Annotated in this window: 18 protein-coding genes and 1 pseudogene; 8 read left to right on the top strand and 11 right to left on the bottom strand. The window is 67.5% G+C overall.

Going from position 1 to position 21,083, the window contains the following annotated elements:
• The first annotated feature begins 4 nt into the window (after positions 1–4).
• The gene (locus tag AC5Y46_RS07925) at positions 5–313 is read left to right on the top strand and encodes an ANTAR domain-containing protein (protein WP_499942501.1); all 309 of its coding nucleotides are present in this window, start codon (positions 5–7) and stop codon (positions 311–313) included.
• 48 nt (positions 314–361) lie between these two features.
• Here the strand turns inward: AC5Y46_RS07925 and AC5Y46_RS07930 are convergent, their stop codons facing one another.
• The gene (locus AC5Y46_RS07930; protein ID WP_499990619.1) at positions 362–1,108 is read right to left on the bottom strand and encodes an IclR family transcriptional regulator; all 747 of its coding nucleotides are present in this window, start codon (positions 1,106–1,108) and stop codon (positions 362–364) included.
• 66 nt (positions 1,109–1,174) lie between these two features.
• Here AC5Y46_RS07930 and AC5Y46_RS07935 point away from each other — a divergent pair, with 66 nt between their 5' ends.
• Together AC5Y46_RS07935 and AC5Y46_RS07940 are read left to right on the top strand one after the other, a co-directional pair.
• Positions 1,175–2,515 (top strand): FAD-binding oxidoreductase, encoded by a 1,341-nt coding sequence (locus AC5Y46_RS07935; protein WP_499990620.1) that lies wholly within the window; start codon positions 1,175–1,177, stop codon positions 2,513–2,515.
• 1 nt (position 2,516) lies between these two features.
• Positions 2,517–3,326 (top strand): DAPG hydrolase family protein, encoded by an 810-nt coding sequence (locus AC5Y46_RS07940; RefSeq protein ID WP_499990621.1) that lies wholly within the window; start codon positions 2,517–2,519, stop codon positions 3,324–3,326.
• A gap of 5 nt (positions 3,327–3,331) precedes the next feature.
• On the opposite strand, the gene AC5Y46_RS07945 is transcribed toward AC5Y46_RS07940, so the two are convergent.
• The gene (locus AC5Y46_RS07945) at positions 3,332–3,895 is read right to left on the bottom strand and encodes a TetR/AcrR family transcriptional regulator (protein WP_499990625.1); all 564 of its coding nucleotides are present in this window, start codon (positions 3,893–3,895) and stop codon (positions 3,332–3,334) included.
• Between the two features lie 184 nt (positions 3,896–4,079).
• Here AC5Y46_RS07945 and AC5Y46_RS07950 point away from each other — a divergent pair, with 184 nt between their 5' ends.
• Positions 4,080–5,297 carry a cytochrome P450 gene (locus AC5Y46_RS07950; protein WP_499990627.1) on the top strand — a complete coding sequence of 406 codons (1,218 nt, stop codon included), beginning with the start codon at positions 4,080–4,082 and terminating at the stop codon, positions 5,295–5,297.
• Between the two features lie 36 nt (positions 5,298–5,333).
• On the opposite strand, the gene AC5Y46_RS07955 is transcribed toward AC5Y46_RS07950, so the two are convergent.
• Together AC5Y46_RS07955 and AC5Y46_RS07960 are read right to left on the bottom strand one after the other, a co-directional pair.
• Positions 5,334–5,780 (bottom strand): DUF6941 family protein, encoded by a 447-nt coding sequence (locus AC5Y46_RS07955; protein WP_499942492.1) that lies wholly within the window; start codon positions 5,778–5,780, stop codon positions 5,334–5,336.
• A 160-nt stretch (positions 5,781–5,940) separates the two neighbouring features.
• Positions 5,941–7,782 (bottom strand): DUF4407 domain-containing protein, encoded by a 1,842-nt coding sequence (locus tag AC5Y46_RS07960; protein WP_499990628.1) that lies wholly within the window; start codon positions 7,780–7,782, stop codon positions 5,941–5,943.
• A gap of 210 nt (positions 7,783–7,992) precedes the next feature.
• On the opposite strand from AC5Y46_RS07960, the gene AC5Y46_RS07965 reads away from it, so the two are divergent.
• Both AC5Y46_RS07965 and AC5Y46_RS07970 read left to right on the top strand, forming a co-directional pair.
• Complete coding sequence (locus tag AC5Y46_RS07965; protein WP_499942490.1) at positions 7,993–8,556, top strand: hypothetical protein; 564 nt, start codon at positions 7,993–7,995, stop codon at positions 8,554–8,556.
• A 91-nt stretch (positions 8,557–8,647) separates the two neighbouring features.
• Positions 8,648–9,076 carry a type II toxin-antitoxin system Rv0910 family toxin gene (locus tag AC5Y46_RS07970; RefSeq protein WP_499942488.1) on the top strand — a complete coding sequence of 143 codons (429 nt, stop codon included), beginning with the start codon at positions 8,648–8,650 and terminating at the stop codon, positions 9,074–9,076.
• 16 nt (positions 9,077–9,092) lie between these two features.
• On the opposite strand, the gene AC5Y46_RS07975 is transcribed toward AC5Y46_RS07970, so the two are convergent.
• From AC5Y46_RS07975 to malQ, 3 genes are all read right to left on the bottom strand, one after another.
• Positions 9,093–9,398 carry a LapA family protein gene (locus AC5Y46_RS07975; protein WP_499990630.1) on the bottom strand — a complete coding sequence of 102 codons (306 nt, stop codon included), beginning with the start codon at positions 9,396–9,398 and terminating at the stop codon, positions 9,093–9,095.
• A gap of 112 nt (positions 9,399–9,510) precedes the next feature.
• Positions 9,511–9,969, bottom strand: a complete 459-nt coding sequence (locus AC5Y46_RS07980; RefSeq protein ID WP_499990631.1) for a nuclear transport factor 2 family protein — start codon at positions 9,967–9,969, stop codon at positions 9,511–9,513.
• Positions 9,966–12,089 carry a 4-alpha-glucanotransferase gene (malQ, locus tag AC5Y46_RS07985; RefSeq protein WP_499990633.1) on the bottom strand — a complete coding sequence of 708 codons (2,124 nt, stop codon included), beginning with the start codon at positions 12,087–12,089 and terminating at the stop codon, positions 9,966–9,968. The genes AC5Y46_RS07980 and malQ overlap by 4 nt, the downstream gene beginning before the upstream one ends.
• A gap of 263 nt (positions 12,090–12,352) precedes the next feature.
• Here malQ and eccB point away from each other — a divergent pair, with 263 nt between their 5' ends.
• Together eccB and eccCa are read left to right on the top strand one after the other, a co-directional pair.
• Positions 12,353–13,876 (top strand): type VII secretion protein EccB, encoded by a 1,524-nt coding sequence (gene eccB / locus AC5Y46_RS07990; protein WP_499990634.1) that lies wholly within the window; start codon positions 12,353–12,355, stop codon positions 13,874–13,876.
• Positions 13,873–18,042, top strand: a complete 4,170-nt coding sequence (gene eccCa / locus AC5Y46_RS07995; RefSeq protein WP_499942478.1) for a type VII secretion protein EccCa — start codon at positions 13,873–13,875, stop codon at positions 18,040–18,042. Before eccB ends, eccCa begins: the two co-directional genes overlap by 4 nt.
• Positions 18,043–18,071: 29 nt before the next feature.
• Here eccCa and AC5Y46_RS08000 read toward each other — a convergent pair whose 3' ends face one another.
• The 4 genes and pseudogenes from AC5Y46_RS08000 to AC5Y46_RS08015 form a co-directional block, all read right to left on the bottom strand.
• Positions 18,072–19,220: a PPE family protein gene (locus AC5Y46_RS08000; protein ID WP_499942474.1), complete on the bottom strand. Its 1,149-nt coding sequence runs from the start codon at positions 19,218–19,220 to the stop codon at positions 18,072–18,074.
• Between the two features lie 27 nt (positions 19,221–19,247).
• On the bottom strand, positions 19,248–20,357 hold the full coding sequence (locus tag AC5Y46_RS08005; protein WP_499942473.1) for a PPE family protein: 1,110 nt from the start codon (positions 20,355–20,357) through the stop codon (positions 19,248–19,250).
• A 34-nt stretch (positions 20,358–20,391) separates the two neighbouring features.
• A pseudogene (locus AC5Y46_RS08010) lies at positions 20,392–20,454 on the bottom strand (hypothetical protein); the annotation flags it as partial.
• Between the two features lie 29 nt (positions 20,455–20,483).
• The gene (locus tag AC5Y46_RS08015; RefSeq protein ID WP_499942471.1) at positions 20,484–20,783 is read right to left on the bottom strand and encodes a PE family protein; all 300 of its coding nucleotides are present in this window, start codon (positions 20,781–20,783) and stop codon (positions 20,484–20,486) included.
• Positions 20,784–21,083: the final 300 nt, after the last annotated feature.

The following is a 21,083-nucleotide window of genomic DNA, read 5'->3' on the forward strand; positions in this document are numbered from 1 at the left end:
AGGCATGACGGCAAGCTGGGCGCCCACCCAGACCTCGCACAGCCCGAGTTCGGGCCGCATTCTGGACACCGCGCAGGGCATCCTCATCGGTCTGCGCCGGTGTAGGTCGGACACCGCATTCGACGAGTTGCACAGTGCTGCACAGCGTCACCGGGTTCCGGTGTTCGCGATGGCCTGGGCGTTGGTGCACCTGGCCGGCGACGGAGAAAAAACACCCAGCTTCGTCGAGGCGCAGTCCGCCGCGCGCCACGAGTGGGGTGAGTTGTTCGTGGCCGACCATCTGCGGTCGCTGGCGGAGCGGGTGGCCCGATAGCCACGACAGGTTGAGTTCGGCCGCGGCAACGGGGAAGTGCCGCGGCCCTCAGCGCGTCCAGACCGATGAGTCTGCCGCCGCCAGCAGCGCGGCCACGATGCGCTCCCGCTTGTCCGCGAAGCGCTCGCTGGGAGTCGGTACCGAGATCGCGACCACCGTGCCGCCGGCCGTGCGGCGCGCGACAGCCGCCGCGGAAATTCCGGGGGTGTACTCGTCGTAATCGAAAGCTATTCCGCTGGAACGTATCTCGATGAGCTGTCGGCGTAGCGCATCCGCCTCGACGGCGGGCATCTTGGCGAGCGCCGCCTCGGCGTCCAGGTCGTCGAGTGCCGCCAGCGCGGCCTTGCCGTTGGCCGTCCCGAACAGTGGAAATCGGACGCCGACCGCCGAGACCGCGCGGAGCCGATGGGACGACTCGATCTGGTCGACGAACCACATCCGCTGGCCGCGCAACAGTGACAGATCGACCGTTTCACCGTCCGTCTCGGCCGCGACGCGTTCCATGACCGGGCGGAACCGTGCCGCGATGTGTGCGCCGGTCGCGCTGCCGAATCCCAGCAACCGCTCACCGAGGGAAAACCGGCCGCCGGCGTCGACGCCGACCAGACCGACCTCGACCAGCCCCACCAACAGTCGTCGGACGGTCGATTTGGCCAGCCCGAGGCGCTCGCCGAGATCGACCAGGCGCAGTTGGCCCGGCTCCGCCGCGATCTCATCCAATGCGGCCGCAGCGCGCCGCAACACCTGGATTCCCTCGTCGCGATTCGTCGGCGATTTCCGTTCCGTTTGCCCCACGAGTCCACTATAGTCGGCCGCATCACGGACTATATAGATCCGTTATGTGGATCAAGGAGCTGATTCATGGATGGTCTGCCCGCCGGACGGCACTTCTTTCGCAACCACGACGGGTACGAGGCGGCCCGCCGCGAAACGGTGTGGAATCAGCGCGTCCCCGACCGCTACCCGGAAGTGATCGTGCAGGCGGTGGATACCGACGAGGTGGTGGGCGCGATCCGCTACGCCATAGCCAACGGCCTCAAAGTCAGCATTCGATCGGGTGGGCACAGTTGGGCGGCGAACCACCTGCGCGACGGTGCCCTGCTGCTCGACCTGCACCGCCTCGACCACGCCACGATCGACGCGGAGAAAGGGGTGGCCGTCGTCGGTCCGGGCAAGGGCGGCAGCATCCTGCTCGGCGAACTCGAAGCCCAGAATCTGTTCTTCCCGGGCGGCCACTGTCGGGGCGTGTGCGTCGGCGGATATCTGCTGCAGGGTGGGTATGGCTGGAACAGCCGGGTGTGGGGCCTGGCTTGTGAAAGCGTCGTCGGACTAGACGTGGTCACCGCCGACGGCGACAAGATCCATTGTGACGCAGACAATCACGCCGATCTTTACTGGGCGGCGCGCGGTGCGGGACCCGGCTTCTTCGCGGTCGTCACGTCGTTCTATCTCAAGCTGTACCCGCGCCCGGGTGCTTGCGGTACCAGCGTGTACGTCTACCCGATCGACTACGCCGACGAGATCTACACCTGGGCGCGCAACGTCAGCGCCGAAGTTGACCGGCGCGTCGAGATGCAGATCGTCGCGACGCGAAGCGTGCCGAACATGGGACTCGACGATCCCGCCATCGTGTTCGCCTCACCCGCGTTCGCCGACACCGAGAAGGAAGCCGAACAGGCGTTGTCCATCTTCGGCACCGTCCCGGTGCTCGACAAGGCACTCGTCAAAGTGCCCTATATGCCGACCGATATGCCGACCTGGTTCGACGCGGTCATGAGCAACTACCTGTCCGACTACCGCTACGCCGCAGACAACATGTGGACCTCGGCGGCGGCCGAGGACCTGCTGCCGGGGATTCGTACCATCATCGACACGATCCCCGATCACCCGTCGCATTTCCTGTGGCTGAACTGGGGGCCGTCGCCGCAGCGGCCCGACATGGCCTACAGCATCGAGGACGAGGTGTACCTGGCGTTGTACGGGGCATGGAAGGACCCCGCCGACGATGACCGCTACGGCGACTGGGCGCGGTCGAACATGGCTGCCATGTCCCACCTGGCCACCGGGATCCAGTTGGCCGACGAGAATCTCGGCCAGCGCCCGGCGCGGTTCGCCAGCGACGCTGCGATGACCAGATTGGACCGGGTGCGCTCCGAGTACGACCCGGACGGGCTGTTCAACAGTTGGATGGGACGGATCTGAGATGGCCGATGACGCCTACCTCGGCTATCGGGGTGACGACGTGAACACGCCGTGGGCCAAGTTCTTCAAGCCCGAAATGGCACCGCTGCCAGCGCATGTCGTGACGGCGCTGCAACACGGTCCGCAGGCCGGACCAACGCTGCTGGCCCTGGATGACGCCGCCGGTGTCGCCGACGAAGGTTACCAGCAGACCGAGAACGGCTACGGCCTGCTCCAGGACGGCAGCATGCAGGTTTCGGTGCTGACCGACATGCCCGGCGTCACGCCGGCGATGTGGTCGTGGTGGTTCGGCTGGCACGGCAGCGACAGCCGCCGCTACAAGCTGTGGCACCCGCGGGCGCACCTGTCGGCGCGCTGGAAGGACGGCGCGGACGGCGGACGCCGCGGTGCCCAGCGCTACGTCGGTCGCTGGTCGATGATCAGTGAGTACATTGGCTCCGCGTTGCTCAGTGCCGCAATACAATTCGCGGATCCGTCGACCATGGGCCTGCCGCCCGACAGCGATGACGCGGTCGCGATATGCGCTCGACTGGGTTCCGGGGACGCGCCGGTGGACGCCGGCTGGTTCGTCCACCACATCCGTTCCACCGCGACGGGATCGGAGATGCGCTCCCGGTTCTGGATGGGCGGACCGCACATCGCCGTCCGCAACGCGCCCGATCTGGCTTCCAGGGCGGTGCGCCCGGTCGCCGCGAAAGTGATCGGGGTCTCCGAGTCCACGGCACGCAACCTGTTGGTGCACTGCGCGCAAGAAATGAACCATCTGGCCGGGTTTCTGCCCGAGCTGTACGAGTCGTTCGGCAACGAGTAAGCGGCTCAGAGCTTTTCGTCGAACGCAGGACCGACGAAGCGCTGCACCAGTTCGCGTTCGAGCTCGTCGTCCTCGACCGGCCAGTACAGCAGGGACAGCACCGTGCGGACAATCCATTGCGCGGCAACGGGATCGCCGTCGGTCAGGCCGGACAGGTCGGTGGCCAACGCGGCCGGCAGCGGTGAATCGGTAAGCCACGTCATCGCGTCGGGCCGGCGGATCGAGCCGACCATCAACCTGCTCAGTGGATCGGCGCGAATCTGCCTGAGCGCCACCAGGATCGCGGTGACGACACGTTCACGGCCGGTCAGGCCGTCGACGCCGACACGGACGCTCTCGACGATGCCGGCCGCGGCCCGGTTCAGGACGGCATCGCGTATCTCGGCCTTGCCCCCGGCGTAGCGGTAGACGGTCGCCCGCGAACAGTGCACCTGCGCGGCCAGCCGGTCGATGTCGAGTGCGTCCGAACCCTCGCGGGCGATCAGCTGCATCGCCGCGTCGTAGATGCGTTCGGCGGCGACCGTGCGGCGATCACCGCCGACCAGCCAGTCGTCGCGACGCGCCGGCATCCGCCTCCGATCGAGATCACCTCTGCTGACATCTCAGGATTGAGACGAACAGCAATAATTTTCTCAGCATAGTCGCTGGTCGGCCGGATTCGCTGAGACATCCGGCCGCCGGCCCCGACGAGTCCGGATATCAGCTTTGACCGATGCCATTGACCTGCGGTTACCGGTTCATCAACCTGGGACGATGAACGTAGCCCTCGTCGATGCGGTCGAACTGTTCGGCGCCGCCGCCATCCAGGACCCGTACCCGTTGTACGAACGGATGCGGGCCGCGGGCCCGGTGCACCGGATCGGCGACTCCGGCTTCTACGCGGTCGGTGGCTGGGACGCGGTGAACGAAGCGGTCCTGCGGACCGAAGATTTCTCGTCGAACCTGACCGCGACGATGTTGTACACCGCCGACGGCACCGTCGTGCCGTTTCAGATGGATCCGCTCGGTGGGCCGACCCATGTGCTGGCCACTGCCGACGACCCCGCGCACGCGGTGCACCGCAAGCTGATGGTGCGCTACCTGGCAGCCAAGCGGATCCGTGCCGTCGAACGCTTCGCGACCCGGACCGCGGAACGGTTGTGGGACGACGGCATGGTGGATGGACGCATCGAATGGATGAGCGCCGTGGCCAACCGGTTGCCGATGATGGTGGTGGCCGAACTGATCGGACTCCCCGACACCGACGTCGACCAGTTGATGCAATGGGGTTGCGCGGCAACCCAATTGCTGGAAGGTCTGGGCAGCCAGGAACAGTTGGCCGCCGCCGGAGGGGCCGTCCTGGAACTCAGCGGCTACATCACCGAACAGTTTGCCCGAGCGGCCGGCCACCCGCGCGACGACTTGCTGGGTGAACTGGCGCGGGCTTGCCATGCCGGCGAACTGGACCCGCTCACCGCCCAGGTCATGATGATCACGCTGTTCGCCGCCGCGGGGGAGTCGACCGCGTCCCTGCTGGGCAGCGCGGCGCGCATACTTGCCGACCGGCCCGACATCGCGGGCCGCGTCCGGGAAAACCCGGAGCTGCTCGGGGCATTCGTCGAGGAAACCCTGCGCTTCGAGCCGCCGTTCCGCGGTCATTACCGCCACGTCCTGCGCGACACCACCCTGGCCGGCGTCGACTTGGCCGCCGATACGCGGCTGCTGTTGTTGTGGGGGTCGGCCAACCGCGATCCGGCCCACTTCGAGACGCCGGACGAGTTCCGACTGGACCGGGCAACGGGCAAGAACCACGTGAGTTTCGGTCGCGGAGCGCACTTCTGCGTCGGCGCCGCGCTGGCCCGGCTGGAAGCGCAGATCGTGTTGCGGCTGCTGCTGGACCGCACTTCGCGCATCGAGGCCGCCGAGGTCGGAGGGTGGTTGCCCAGCATCCTGGTGCGTCGTTTGCAGCGTCTGGAACTCACCGTCGATTAGCGCTCAGCGCAACGGCTCTCGCGGTTCGGTGCGAATTTACCCCGGGTTCGGCGTGAGCATCCCCGGCAGCACGATGAATGCTTCGACAGTGGTGGCGTGTTCGAAACCCTCCACCTCTACCCGCCATTCGTAGATGCCCGGATCCAGCGGAATCCCGCCCGGGATATTGAGGGTGAGCGGCATGCGCACCGCGGTGCCGTGAATCGCTCCCGGCAGGCGCCCCGCTTCGGCCGCGGCCTCGAACGAGATCCGCTGCGGCCCTTGCGGACCGGGCACCATCACCGGCTGGCCGTCGGTATTGAGCAGCTGGCAGGTCAGCTTGTGCCGTTTGTTGGTCTCGTCCCAGTCGATGTCCAGAAACATCACCAAAGCGAAAGGGGGCGTTGGCGTTTGGCACTGCCGCCAGCCCAATCCGAGGGTGTGGACCTTCCCCGACTGGGCGTCGGCCTGTGCGGCGTCGGCGAGAAAAAGGCTGACCTTCATGCGGCGGCCGGCGCCCCGGTCGACACCGCGCGTTGCCGATCCGCGATCGCTGCCGTCACGAATCCACTCCCGTCCCGTTCCCCGTCAATGTGCTGTTGCCGGCCCGATACTACGCCGCGACCAGTGTGCCGAGCCGACCGCTCTGGGGCCTCACGTCTCCCTATTTGCCGGGCGGCAGCTGACGCGGGCCTTCGGGTGCACGCAACTCACGCGGGCCCTTGCGCTCGACCAGTTCTCGCCGACCATCCGGACCGACGGTCAGGCCGGCGAGGTCGGACCGGGAGACCCCGCCCAGGCGGGCGTATTCCGCGCCGGTGTCGACCTGCTCGTGGTGGGCGCCGGGAGGAGGCGGGCCGGCGGCCCAGCCGCGCGAGGATTCGATCCGGTTGCTCGCGGCGGGGTCCTGGCGTTCGGTGATGTCGGGGCTCGCGGCCTGCACCTGCTCACGCCCGGCGCCTTCGGTGCTCTCCGAGCCGAACGTCACCTTGCGGGTGCGCTTGAGCGAGAACGCGATCTCCTCGACCTCCTCGAACACCTGACGGGCGCTGCGCAACGGCTGGGTCGTGTTGTCGATGACGCGCGCGACGAACGGCGGCACCAACGGACGAATCCACCGAGCGGCCGCCTTGGTGGCGTCGGGGATGGACGGGATCAACGGGGTCCGTTCCTGGGGTTCTTCGTAATGCTCGAGAGTCTGCTGCTCGACGGGCTCGACGGGTGCCGGCAGGTTTTCCGGCACGTCGATCGGCGCGGCGTCGGCCTCGTCGCCGGCAGGCAACTGCGCCACCGCGCGGCTGGCCGCCTCCGCCTCGGCGGCGATCGGCAGGTACATGTCTTCCTCCACGGGTTCGAAGGTGCGTTCGGACGTCGCGCGCACCGGGGCCTGAATCGCTTCCACGACCCGGCGGCGCTGGTGTTCCCGGTCGATCTCGGCCTGGGCCTCGATGGCCAGGCGGGTTTGGGTCAGCTGGTGTTCGGCCCACATGATCTCGGCGGCACGGCGGACCTCGGCCCGCTTGATCGCGATCGCGGTGTCGGCATCCAACTCGGCCCGTTCCCGCTCCGCGCGCGCCGTCGCGTGACGATCGTGGGTAGTCTCACCGCGCCAGCCGCGCAGGATCAGCGGCAACAGGTACAACAGCGCGAAGAATGCGATGCTCAGCACCCGCAAGAGCAGTGCGCCGATATTCGACATGGTCAGGTCGTTCATCGCGACCCAGCGCCCGCCGAGGCCTCGGCCCGCGTCGGCGACCACGCCGTGCCGGGCCTCGGCGACGGCCCGCTCCATACGCGCGACCCGTGCGTCCAGGTCAGGTGCTTGACGGTCCCGCGTGGCCAGCGCGTTGTCCAGTTCGCGCTGGGTGTCGGCGAGCAACTCGTTGGCTGTCCGCGTCTCCGGCCCCTGACCGGGAACGCCGGTGATGCGGGTCTGGGGGCATGCCGGGCTGGGGTTGTACTCGCAGCGTGCCACGACCAAGGCTTGATCCCGGTGTCCGCGCGCCTGATCGACGGTGGTATCCAGCGCCGCACGTGCCGCCTGAGCCTGCCGCAGCTCGGCCGAGGCGTGGGCGACCGCGGGCGACGAGTCGGCGTCGTGCAGCGCCCGCTCGTTCAGGCGGTCGTCGATGACCGCGGAGAAGACGACGAGTGCGGCCAGCTCGCCGACCAGCACGCCGATGGCGACGGCAACGGCCGCACGACCCGCGACATCCGCCCACCCCCGCGCCGGGCCGCTTGCGATGGCGCGGGTTACCGCGCCGACGAGCAGCCCGAAGACGACGGTCGGCGCGAGGACCGCCCACAGGGGAGCGGCGTGCACCGACGTCCGCACGGCCAGCGCGGCGACCAGCCAGGCCAGCACCGCGCCCAGCACCACCACCGCGCCGGCGACGGCGTGGGTGGATCGCTCATGGCGTTCGGTGAGTTCGCGCCGGTGTCCGCCGCCGAGCCAGGTCAGCAGCCCTGCTATCGAGCGCTGCTCGGTTGATTCGTGCGCGCGCATGAGACTTAACACCTCCAATGGTTTCCAGGGTGGCAGGGTCAGGGGCGACACACCGAATCAGATCGGCCCCTTGTGGCGTTGTTCACAAATCCGGCGCGAGTGGCCTGGATCACGCTGGTAGCGACCCGAGATGACGATCCGCAGCGCGATTTTCGGCGACGCGAACGGATCAACGACCGAGAGCACTGGTGACATGAGACCGTTCAATCTATGCAGAATCACGAGTTCCTCAGCTACGAAGAGTTCGGCCGCAGATTCTTCGAGGTCGCCGTCACGCCGGACCGGGTGGCCGCCGCATTCGCCCAGATCGCCGGCAGCGAGTTCGAGATGGAACCGATCGCGCAGGGGCCGGGCGGAATCGCCAAGGTCAGCGCGAAAGTCAAGATCCAAGAGCCCCGGGTGACGCGCAAACTCGGCGATCTGATCACCTTCGTCATCCACATCCCGCTGTCCATCGACCTGCTGTTGGACCTGCGGCTGGACAAGCAGCGGTTCGTGGTCGCCGGGGATATCGCGTTGCGGGCCACCGCGCGGGCCGCCGAGCCGCTGCTGCTCATCGTCGACGTCTCCAAGCCGCGGCCCTCCGACATCACGGTCAATGTGTCGTCCAAGTCGATCCGCGGCGAGGTGCTGCGCATCCTGGCCGGTGTGGACGGCGAAATCCGGCGCTTCATCGCTCAGTACGTCAAAGAGGAGATCGACAAGCCGGAGTCGCAGGCCGCGCAGGTGATCGACGTCGCGACCGAAGTGGCCAGCGCCTGGACCGGTATCTAGGAAACCCGGCGCGGGGGTCCGCCGGGGTTTTCGGCCCCGCGCGCCCGGGTATGCAACCCCGGACGTCGACGGCAGATGAGGAGCGGATCAGTTGGCACGCGTAGATGTTTCGACGACCTCGGAGGTAGACCCCGAAGCCGCCTGGAAGCTGGCTTCCGATCTGCAGCGCTTCGACGAATGGATGACCATTTTCAACGGCTGGCGAGGCGAGGTCCCGGACACCATCGAAAAGGGCACCTGCGTCTCGTCGTGCATCAAGGTCAAGGGCTTCCGCAACGTCGTGCACTGGGAAGTGACGGAGTACGACGAGCCGAAATCCATTGAGCTCAAAGGGCGCGGCCGAGGCGGGATCCGCATCACGGTCGCCATGCAGGTGACACCGAAGGACCCGGGTTCGAAGTTCGATCTCACCGCGGATCTGAGCGGGGGAGTGCTGAGCGGGCCCGTCGGACGGGTGGTGGCCCGGGTGTTGCGCTCCGACGTGCGCAAGTCGGTGGACAATCTGGCCGAATTACGTTAAGGCGCTGAGCTTTCCGTCACGCCCGTCCCGGGTGCGCGGGGTCGTCGAAGTGCATGTCCCGTTCGGCGTCGCGAACCCGCCGGCGTTCCATGGCGAGCCAGGATAGCCCGGCGCTCAAGATCAACATTCCGCCGCTGGCCGCGGCGATCCCGATGCTGACATGTCCCAGGGCGAATGTCGCTACCGATACCACGAACGCCAGGACGCCACCTGCGATCACGACCAGTGCCGGTGCCCGTTCGACGTCGTCTTCGAACTCGTCCAGCGCCTGCATCGAGTCGTGGGGTTGCCGACCGGCGGAGTCGGCTGCGGCATCGTCCATGCGCATCTCCTCTGCAGTTTTGGCCGGCGACCGCCCCGGTCATCAAGGTGGCAGCATCGAGAAAATACCCGAAATGCGTTTTGCACAAACGGGTTCAGCGGTCCTGGCACCATCACGGAGGGAGCAACCAGCGCACCGGACTGCTCTCGATCGCGTTGATCGTCAAGGCCCGGTGGCTCATCCGCCATCCGGCGTCGGTGAGTACGTAGTGGTCGTCGTAGCGCAGATGCCACACGACATCGACCACCTCGTCTGCGCGCCGACTCCAGTGGTGCGCGATGCAGGTGATGCGTCCCCGCGCGTGGCCGGGCTGTCCTTGGTGATAGACCTCGCCGACGATCGCATGTTCGGTGCGGTCCACCCGGGCCACGGCCGTCACCGCCTCGACGATGGCGCTATGGCCCCGATGGAAGTGAATCGGCTGCAGCGAGGTCGGCGGATCCGGCACCGCCAGCTCGGCGCTATCGGTGAAAAGTGTTGCTATCGAATCGAACTGGCGGTCGTCGACGTAGGCGGCGTAGCGGTGCACCAGGTCGCTCAGCGCCGCCCGGTCGGCTGTCGGGGAGGTCATAGCCCGGCGCGCACCGCCTCGAGCAGCCGGGCCGCCCTGCCGTCGGTGAAGACGTCTTCGAGCAGCACCGGACGGCCGTCGGGGTCGGCCAGTGGAATCCGCCAGTTCGGGTACTCGTCGGTGGTGCCGGGCTGATTCTGGGTGCGCCGATCGCCGATCGCATCCGTGAGGGCCACGCCCAGTAGCCGCGACGGGGTGCGGCCCAGGTAGCGGTGCAGCGCCAAAATCAGCTCTTCGGGACGATCTTCGCCGTCGGCGAGGAGACCGACGCGGCGCAACTCGACCAACCACGCCGCCCGTTCGGTCGCTGCGGCCTCCAGCTCCGCCTCGACCGGGCGGGTCAGCAACGCCAGGGATTCCCGCAACCGGACGTGGTCGCCGGCCAGATAGCCGGCGGTCGGCGGCAGGTCGTGCGTGGTGACCGACGACAGGCAGCATTCTCGCCAGCGCTCGGCGGGCAGCGGCCCACCCGTCGACTCGTCCTGCTCGAACCACAGGATCGAGGTGCCCAGCAGCCCGCGCAGTAATAAGTAGTCACGCACCCACGGTTCTACGGTGCCCAGATCCTCGCCGACGACGACCGCCCCGGCCCGTCGGGCCTCCAGCGCCACGATGCCGATCATCGCCTCGTGGTCGTAGCGGATGTACGTTCCGTCGGTGGGCGGTGCGCCGCTCGGGATCCACCACAGCCGGAACAGTCCGATGATGTGGTCGATCCGGACGCCGCCGGCGTGCCGCAGCACCGCGCGGATCAGCGACCGGAACGGCCGGTACTCCGACTCTTCGAGCCGGTCGGGCCGCCACGGCGGCTGCGACCAGTCCTGGCCGAGCTGATTGAACTCGTCCGGCGGCGCGCCCGCGGTCACGCCCAGCGCCAGCACGTCCTGCAGGGCCCACGCGTCGGCACCGTCGGGATGCACCCCGACCGCCAGGTCGTGCATGATGCCCAGCGCCATGCCGGCCCGTACGGCCTGGGACTGAGCCGCGGCCAGTTGCTCGTCCAGTTGCCACTGCAGCCAACGGTGGAAGTCCACCGCCTGCCCGTTCTTCCTGACGAACTTGGCGACGCCGTCGCCGCTGGGGTGCCTCAGCGACTTCGGCCAGCGATGCCAGTCGCCGCCGTGTTTCTCGGCGAGTGCGCACCAGGTGGCGAAGTCGTCCAGGGCGCGGCCCTCACGGGCGCAGAAGGCGGCGTAGGACAGTTCACGGCCGGCCGATCGCGGGACCCGGTGCACAAGTCGCAGCGCCTCCTGCTTGGCGGCCCACGCGCTGTCGCGGTCGATGGCGTCGAGCCGGGCGGTGCGCTGCTGTACCTGGGTGCGCAGCTCCCGCACCCGGCGGTGCTTGGGCAGGTCGGCGAACTCCGGTATCGCCTCGACGCGCAGGTAGAGGGGGTTGACGTAGCGCCGCGAGGTGGGCAGATAGGGGGATGGCTCCATGGGATGCCCGGGCGCCGCCGCGTGCAGGGGATTGACCAATAGGTAGTCGGCGCCGTGCACCGAAGCCGACCACAACGCCAGATCCGCCAGGTCGGTCAGGTCGCCGACGCCCCAGGACCGGCGCGAGCGCACGCTGTACAGCTGCGTGGCCAGTCCCCAGGCCCGACGGGTGCCGAGCGTCTCCGGCAGTCCCAGCCAGTCCGGAGTCACGATCAGAGCGGTGCTGGCCTCATACTCGCCGGATCGCAGATGCACGCGGTGGTAGCCGAGCGGAATGTCGCCGGGCAACGCGAAGCTGGCCTCGCCGACCAAGCGCCCGTCCAGGTCGAACGGCGGCGTGAAATTGTCCAGCTGCACGATCCCGCGGCGTTCGGTTCCGTCCTCGAGCTGCACCCACACCTCCGCGGGAGCCCCGTGGGTGACGTGCACCCAGAACCGCGTCTGGGCGCCGGCACGCCCGACGATGGTCGGCGGCAGCGGTCGTTGCCAGTACGCGCGCCGTTCGGCGTCCAGGGCCGCGTTGCGTTCCTGCTCGGTACTCGCGGGGACGCCCAGGGCCCCGAGCACCGCCACCAACGTGCCTTCGGAGACGCTCACCTGCCGGTTGGACCAGTCCTGGTAACTGGTGGCGATACCGAAGCGCCGAGCGAGTTCGACAAGAGATGGCGCGAGCTCAGTCATGTCGGCAATCTTGCTACCCGCAGCTCATCGCGGAGAACCCGGCAGTCCGCGACTTAGCGCGCCGACACGACCATTCGCGGCTACCATGCCAGTGAAGAAGCGATGCCCAATGAAGACACGATCAATACCGTGGGGGAAGCAACGCGGGTCTTCGGACGCCACTGCCCGCGTGCGAGGTCTCTGCGGGTGCCCTACGGTTATCGATGAATCTCACCGCGAGGGCCTGTATCCAGGTGTTTTGCACAACCGAAAGGTGATCGAACGTGGCTGAACATAGCCGCGGACAGCGAGGGTCGGGGTACGGCCTGGGATTGTCGACGCGGACCCAGGTAACGGGTTACCAATTCCTGGCCCGCCGCACCGCGATGGCGCTGACCCGGTGGCGGGTGCGCATGGAGATCGAGCCCGGCCGCCGTCAGACGCTGGCCGTCGTCGCCTCCGTCTCCGCCGCCCTGGTCATCTGCCTGGGCGCCTTGCTGTACTCGTTCATCAGTCCCGCGGGCCAGATCAACGACGCGCCGATCATCGCAGACCGTGACTCGGGGGCGCTGTACGTGAAGGTCGGCGACCGGCTGTACCCGGCGCTGAACCTGGCGTCGGCACGGCTGATCGCCGGTCGACCGGACAATCCGCACCAGGTCCGGAGCAGCCAGATCGCGGGCATGCCGCACGGACCGCTGGTCGGGATCCCCGGCGCTCCGTCTTCGTTCACGCCCAAGAACCCGTCCGCCTCGTCGTGGCTGGTCTGCGACACGGTGGGCGGCACGTCCGGCGGTATGGCTTCCCCGGCCGGTGTGACCGTGACCGTCATCGACGGCACCCCGGACATGAGCGGTCACCGCCGGATACTCAACGGGTCGGATGCCGTGGTGCTCAGCTATGGCGGTAGCACCTGGGTGATCCGTGAGGGACGCCGCTCCAAGATCGACGCCACCGACCGGTCGGTGTTGTTGCCGCTCGGCGTGACCCCGGAGCAGGTCAGTCAGGCGCGACCGATGAGTCACGCCCTTTACGACGCCCTGCCCGTCGGCCCGGAGCTGTTGGTCCCCGAGGTACCCAAGGCGGGTGCCCCGGCGACCTTCCCCGGCGCGCCCGGCCCTGTCGGAACGATTCTGGTCACGCCGCAAATCAGTGGGCCGCAACAATATTCGCTGGTGTTGGAGGACGGTGTGCAGACCATGCCGTCGCTGGTGGCCCAGATCCTGCAGAACGCCGGGCACCCGGGCAACACCAAGCCCGTGACGGTCGAACCTTCGGCACTGGCCAAGATGCCGGTGGTCAACCGGATCGACCTGTCGGCGTACCCGAACGAGCCGTTGAACGTGCTGGACATCCGGGAGAACCCGTCCACCTGCTGGTGGTGGGAACGGACCGCCGGTGAGACCCGCGCGCGCATTCAGGTGGTGTCCGGGCCGACCCTGCCGATCAAGGCCAGCGAGATGAACCATCTGGTCAGCCTGGTGAAGGCGGACATGAGCGGACGCGAGGCCGACCAGGTCTACTTCGGCCCCAACTATGCGAACTTCGTGGCTGTCACCGGCAACCACCCGGGAGCCCAGACCACCGAGTCGTTGTGGTGGCTGACCAATGCGGGCGCGCGATTCGGGGTGGACGACACCAAGGAAGCACGCGAGGCGCTGGGCCTGACCCTGCAGCCGAGCTTGGCGCCGTGGGTGGCGCTGCGGTTGTTGCCGCAGGGTCCGACACTGTCCCGCGCGGACGCCCTGGTGGAGCACGACACGCTACCGATTGACATGACCCCTGCAGAGTTGGTGGTACCGAAGTGAAACGTGGTTTTGCCCGACCGACCCCGGAGAAGCCGCCGGTAATCAAGCCGGAGAACATCGTTCTTCCGACGCCGTTGAGCATTCCGCCGCCCGAGGGCAAACCATGGTGGTTGATCGTGGTCGGCGTCGTGGTGATCGGCCTGCTCGGCGGCATGGTGGCGATGACCTTTGCCAGCGGCTCGCACGTGTTCGGTGGTGTCGGCTCGATCTTCCCGATCTTCATGGTCGGCGGCATGATGATGATGATGTTCGGCGGCCGGTTCGGCGGCGGCGGGCAGCAGATGAGCCGGCCGAAGCTGGACGCCATGCGGGCCCAGTTCATGCTGATGCTGGACATGCTGCGGGAGACCGCCCAGGAGTCCGCCGACAGCATGGACGCCAACTACCGGTGGTTCCATCCCGCGCCCGACACCCTGTCCGCCGCGGTGGGTTCGTCCCGGATGTGGGAGCGCAAGCCGGACGGCAAAGACCTCAACTTCGGGGTGGTCCGGGTCGGCGTCGGCATGACCCGTCCCGAGGTGACCTGGGGCGAGCCGCAGAACATGCCGACCGACATCGAGCTGGAGCCGGTGACCGGCAAGGCGCTGCAGGAGTTCGGTCGCTACCAGAGCGTCGTCTACAACCTGCCGAAGATGATCTCGGTGCTCGTCGAGCCCTGGTACGCGCTGGTCGGCGACCGCGAACAGGTCCTGGCGCTGATGCGGTCGATCATCTGTCAGCTGACCTTCTCGCACGGCCCCGACCACATGCAGTTCATCATCGTCAGCTCCGATCTGGAGGAGTGGGACTGGGTCAAGTGGCTGCCGCACTTCGGCGACGCACGACGCCACGACGCCGCGGGCAACGCGCGCATGGTGTACAGCTCGGTTCGCGAATTCGCCGCCGAACAGGCCGAACTGTTCGCCGGCCGGGGCTCGTTCACGCCCCGGCACGCGAGTTCTTCGGCGCAGACCCCCACCCCGCACCACGTGATCATCGCCGACGTCGACGACCCGCAATGGGAGTACGTGATCAGCGCCGAGGGCGTGGACGGCGTGACGTTCTTCGACCTGACCGGCTCGCCGATGTGGACCGGAGTGCCCGAGCGCAAGCTGCAGTTCGACAAGATCGGCGTGATCGAGGCGCTGCCCCGCGACCGTGACACCTGGATGGTCATCGACGACAAGGCGTGGTTCTTCGCGCTCACCGACCAGATGAGCATCGCCGAGGCCGAAGAGTTCGGCCAGAAGCTGGCCCAATGGCGGCTGGCCGAGGCCTACGAGGAGATCGGCCAGCGGGTGGCGCACATCGGTGCCCGCGACATCTTGTCCTACTACGGGATCAGCGATCCCTCCGGGATCGACTTCGAAGACCTGTGGGGTAGCCGCACCGACACGATGGGCCGCTCCAGGCTGCGCGTACCGTTCGGAAACCGCTCGGACAACGGCGAGCTGCTGTTCCTGGACATGAAATCGCTGGACGAAGGCGGCGACGGTCCGCACGGCGTCATGTCGGGTACCACCGGTTCCGGTAAGTCGACGCTGGTGCGGACGGTGATCGAGTCGCTGATGCTCGGCCACCCGCCCGAAGAGCTGCAGTTCGTGCTGGCCGACCTCAAGGGTGGATCGGCGGTCAAGCCGTTCGCCGGGGTCCCGCACGTCTCGCGCATCATCACCGACCTGGAAGAAGACCAGGCGCTGATGGAGCGTTTCCTGGACGCGTTGTGGGGTGAGATTGCGCGCCGCAAAGCCATCTGCGACAGCGCCGGCGTGGACGACGCCAAGGAATACAACTCGGTGCGAACCAGGATGCGCGCCCGTGGCCAGGACATGGCACCGCTGCCGATGCTGGTCGTGGTGATCGACGAGTTCTACGAGTGGTTCCGGATCATGCCGACCGCGGTCGACGTGCTCGACTCGATCGGCCGGCAGGGCCGCGCGTACTGGATCCATCTGATGATGGCCTCGCAGACCATCGAGAGCCGCGCCGAGAAGCTCATGGAGAACATGGGTTACCGGCTGGTGCTGAAAGCCCGTACCGCCGGTGCCGCACAGGCGGCCGGTGTGCCCAACGCCGTGAACCTGCCCGCACAGGCCGGACTGGGCTACTTCCGCAAGAGCCTGGAAGACGTCATCCGCTTCCAGGCCGAGTTCCTGTGGCGGGACTATTTCCGCATCTCGAGCGTCGACGGCGAGGAAGCGCCGGTGTTGGTGCACAACATCGACTACGTCCGCCCGCAACTGTTCACCAACTCGTTCACGCCGATGGAAGTCAGCGTCGGCGGTCCCACCGTGGAATCGGTGAACGGTTTCTCCAACGGCGAGGTGATCGGCATCGGGACTGAGGAACCCGACGAGGAAGAAGAAGCGATCCGGACACCGAAGGTCGGCACGGTGATCATCGATCAGCTGCGCAAGATCAAGTTCGAGCCCTACCGGTTGTGGCAGCCGCCGCTGACCCAGCCCGTCCCCATCGACGAGCTGGTCAACCGCTTCCTCGGTCACCCGTGGCACAAGGACTACGGTTCGGTCCGCAACCTGGTGTTCCCGATCGGGATCATCGACCGCCCGTTCAAGCACGACCAACCGCCGTGGACGGTCGACACCTCGGGCCCCGGCTCCAACGTGCTGATCCTGGGCGCCGGTGGATCCGGCAAGACCACCGCCCTGCAGACCCTGATCTGCTCGGCGGCGCTTACCCACACCCCCGAGCAGGTGCAGTTCTACTGCCTGGCCTACAGCAGCACGGCGCTGACCACGGTGGCGCAGTTGCCGCACGTCGGTGAGGTAGCCGGTCCCACCGACCCGTACGGGGTACGCCGGACGGTGGCAGAGCTGCTGGCGCTGGTGCGCGAGCGCAAGCGCAGCTTCCTCGAATACGGCATCGCCTCGATGGAGATGTTCCGGCGCCGCAAGTTCGGCGGGGAAGTCGGTCCGGTGCCCAACGACGGGTTCGGTGACGTCTACCTGGTGATCGACAACTACCGGGCGCTGGCCGAGGAAAACGAGGTGTTGATCGACCAGGTCAACGTGATCATCAACCAGGGTCCCTCGTTCGGTGTGCACGTGGTGGTCACCGCCGACCGGGAATCCGAATTGCGGCCACCGGTGCGCAGCGGTTTCGGTTCGCGGGTGGAGCTGCGTCTGGCCGCGGTCGAAGACGCGAAGCTGGTCCGCTCCCGGTTCGCCAAGGACGTCCCGGTGAAGCCGGGCCGCGGCATGGTGGCGGTCAACTACGTGCGGTTGGACAGCGACCCGCAAGCGGGTCTGCACACTCTGGTGGCTCGCCCGGCGCTGTCGGCGACCCCCGACAACGTCTTCGAGAGCAACAGTGTTGTCGAGGCGGTCAGCCGGCTCACCACGGCCGCCGCACCGCCGGTGCGTCGCCTGCCGGCGCGGTTCGGTGTCGAGCAGGTGCGCGAGCTGGCGGCGCGGGACACCCGCCAGGGTGTCGGTGCCGGCGGAATCGCTTGGGCGATATCGGAATTGGACCTGCAGCCGGTCTACCTCAACTTCGCCGAGAACTCGCATCTGATGGTTACCGGGCGTCGCGAATGTGGCCGGACGACCACGCTCGCGACGATCATGTCCGAAATCGGACGGCTGTACGCGCCCGGCGCGACCAGCGCGCCGCCCCCGCCGCCCGGACGCCGGTCCGCTCAGGTGTGGCTGGTCGATCCGCGCCGTCAGCTGCTGACCACACTGGGTTCCGAGTACGTGGAGAAGTTCGCCTACAACCTCGACGGTGTGGTGGCGATGATGGGCGAGTTGTCGGCGGCACTGGCCGGCCGCGAGCCGCCGCCGGGTCTGTCCGCCGAGGAGCTGTTGTCGCGATCGTGGTGGAGCGGTCCGGAGATCTTCCTGATCGTCGACGACATCCAGCAGCTGCCGCCGGGCTTCGACTCGCCGTTGCACAAGGCCGTTCCGTTCGTGAACCGGGCTGCCGACGTCGGTCTGCACGTCATCGTGACCCGTACCTTCGGCGGTTGGTCGTCGGCGGGCAGCGACCCGATGCTGCGGGCCCTGCATCAGGCGAATGCGCCACTGCTGGTGATGGATGCCGACCCGGACGAAGGCTTCATCCGCGGCAAGATGAAGGGCGGCCCGCTGCCTCGCGGTCGAGGACTGTTGATGGCCGAGGACACCGGCGTCTTCGTGCAGGTGGCGGCCACCGAGGTGCGCAAGTAGGTGTAGCGCAGTACGAAAGCGCCGCCCGTCTAGCCGGCCGCCGGTGGCCTGGTCATGAAGGTCAGCCGGTGCCCATAGGCCGGGGTCTTTCGGCCGTTGCCACCGTTGACGAACTGCCCGAGCGGTCCGGTCATCGGGACACCGCCGCGGACTGCACCTTCGGCGGCGGCCGGAACTGCGGTGGCGTTGCCGACAGCGCTCGCCCCGGCGGCGGTGGGGGTAGTGGACATGGTCCAGCTCGCCGGTGCGGACAACTTTCCGATCGGAAGCGCATTGCCCAGGTTCGCAGTGACGCCGCCCAGACTTCTGCCGGCGGCCGCTGCAGCCTGTCCGGCCGCCCGCGTCGCCTGCTCGGCCGCCGTGGCCGCATCCTTGACGAAATCATTCGCAAGACTGCCGAGCTTGGCGAAACCGGCCGTCTCGTCACCGACGAACAGAGTGTCTTGCAGACCCTGCGCAAAAGCGCTCAGGTACGGCGAAATGTACTTGGTGTAGAGCGGGACGATGTCGTCGAACGGCGTGTTGGCGATGATCCACTGGTCGATCGCGGTGCCTTGCCCGTTCAAGGGTGACGACAGCATCTGCAACACCTCGCCGACTCGCGAACTTAGTTGCGTCCCAACACCATTGAGGTCGACGACCCCGGCCGGGTCGGTCACTTCGGCCGGTTCGGGCAGCTCGGTGAACTCGGACGCCGCCGTCGAACCATCGGCGTAGCTGTACATCGCCGCGGCGTCTTGAGCCCAGAACTCCATGTACAGGGCCTCCGTCGCTGCGATCGCCGGGGTGTTCTGGCCCAGAAAGTTGGTGGCCACCAACGCCGCCAGTAGCGCACGGTTGGCGGCGATCACCGGAGGTGGGACGGTGGCCGCGAAAGCCGCCTCGTAGGCGGTCGCGGCGGCGTACGCCTGGCTTGCCGTCTCGCCGGCGTCCACCGCCCTGGCATCCAGCCAGGCAATGAACGGAGTGGCCGCCACGACCAGTGACTCTGACGCCGGCCCGAGCCACGGCCCGCCGGTGAGCTCGGTGATCACCGACCGATGGCCATCCGCCGCGGATTGCACATCTGCGGCCAACCCGCTCCACGCCGCCGCAGCGGCAAGCATCGGACCCGAGCCGGGACCGGTGTACATGCGCCCGGAGTTGATCTCGGGCGGCAACAGCCCGTAGTCGAGCATTGCGTTGTCCCCTGGATCCGGTCGCCGTCAACCGGCGGCCGGCGGCTTGGCCATCACGGAGGGCTTGAAGCCGTAAATCGGCTGATTTCGCCCGTAGCCGCCATTGACGAACTGGCCGAACGGCGGAGCCATCGGGAAACTGTTGGCGCTTTCCGCGGCGGCCGGGATCGCGCCGGCCACACCCGGGTTGGTGGTGGCATGCCACGGCATCCAGCTCGCCGGCGCCGACAACCCGCCGATCGGCACCGCTTTACCCAGGCTCGCGGCGGCTCCGGTTATCCCGCCCAGGCCGGCCGGCGCGGCACTGGCCGCGGCATTGCCCGCCGCCGCGGCCGCGGGCGCGGCTCCGGCGGCGGCCTTCGCCGCACTGGCGGCGTCCTTGCCGAGGGTGTTCGCGAGGTTGCCGATGCCCGACCAACCGCTGGTGTTCTGCCCGACAGTCTGCGTCGACTGAATCAGGGCCGCGAATGAGTTGATGTAGGCCGAGAGGTACTTGCTGTACAGCGGCACGATGTCGTCGAACGGGGTGTTGGCGATGATCCACGCGTCGATCGCGGGGCCTTGGCCGTTGAGCGGCGAGGACAGCGTCTTCACCACTTCGCTGACCCTCGGGGTCAGCTGCGCGCTCAGGCTGTCGAGTTGGTTCTGCACGCCCTGACCCGCGGCGCTGGCTACGGCGATGGCTTGATCGGCAGCCCCCGACGGCTCGGCTACGTCGGCCGGCGCCGTCAACTCGGTCGACTGGGTCGACGCCGCTGCGCTGCCCGCATAGGTGTACATCGCCCCCGCATCCTGCGCCCAATACTCGGCGTACAGGGCTTCGAGCTGCGAAATCGCCGCGCTGTTCTGCCCCAGGACGTTGGTGGCGGTCAACTCCTGCACCAAGGCACGGTTGGACGCGATCAGCGGCGGCGGGACGCTGGCCGCGAACGCCCTCTCGTAGGCACTGGCCGCCGCGCTCGTCCCGGTCGCAGTCTCGGCTGCCTGCTCGGCACTGTTGCTCAGCCAGGTGATGAACGGTGATACCGCCGACACCAACTTCGCCGACGCCGGTCCCAGCCATGGCCCGCTGGTCAGTGCCTCGATCACCGAACGATGTCCACTGGCCGCGGCCGCGAACTCCCCCGGCCAGGTCACTCCACGCCGTCGACGCGGCGATCAGGGAACCAGCACCCGGTCCGCCGTAGATGCGCGCCGAGTTGATCTCCGGCGGCAACACTCCGTAATCCACCACTGCTCCGTAGTCCTTACGCTGCGAGGGGCTCAGAGCGCCGCAACGGCGTTGGCCGCTTCGGTCGCGGCGTAGGAACCCCCGCTGGTTGCCAGCGTCGCGGCCAGCGCAGCCTGGATCCTGGCGGCCTGGGCGCTCAGCTCCTGAAAGCGCTGACCGCGCAGCGCAAAATGGGCCGCCGTCAACACCGACACCTCGTCGATGGCAGCCGGGATCACGCCGCTGATGGGGCCGGCGGCCGCCGCATTGCCGGCGTTCAACGCCGCGCCAAGTGACTGCAGGTTGCTGGCGGCGGCGGCAAGGTGCTCGGGATAGGTACGTACGAACGACATGAGAACTCCTCCGGTGAGTTATGAATGGTGGCTGCACACATCGGTGTGTCGCGTCTATCGCCGACCGTCCGGAAACGACAACGATCAATTGTCGATCGGCCGAAGTCCGAAAAAGTCGGGCATCGTATCACTGTGATTCACGAGGGTGGTCAAGCGCAGAACTGATTCACATGAAACACATTAGATCGCCCTCGGGAGTCGGTGATACCCATGACGCGAACAATTCACTATTCGCTAACTATCGTTAAACTTTCGTACACCGCGTGGCTTCAGATAACGTCCTGAGCTGCGACTATGCTG

The sequence above is a fragment of the Mycobacterium sp. NGS59 genome, from assembly GCF_059812345.1.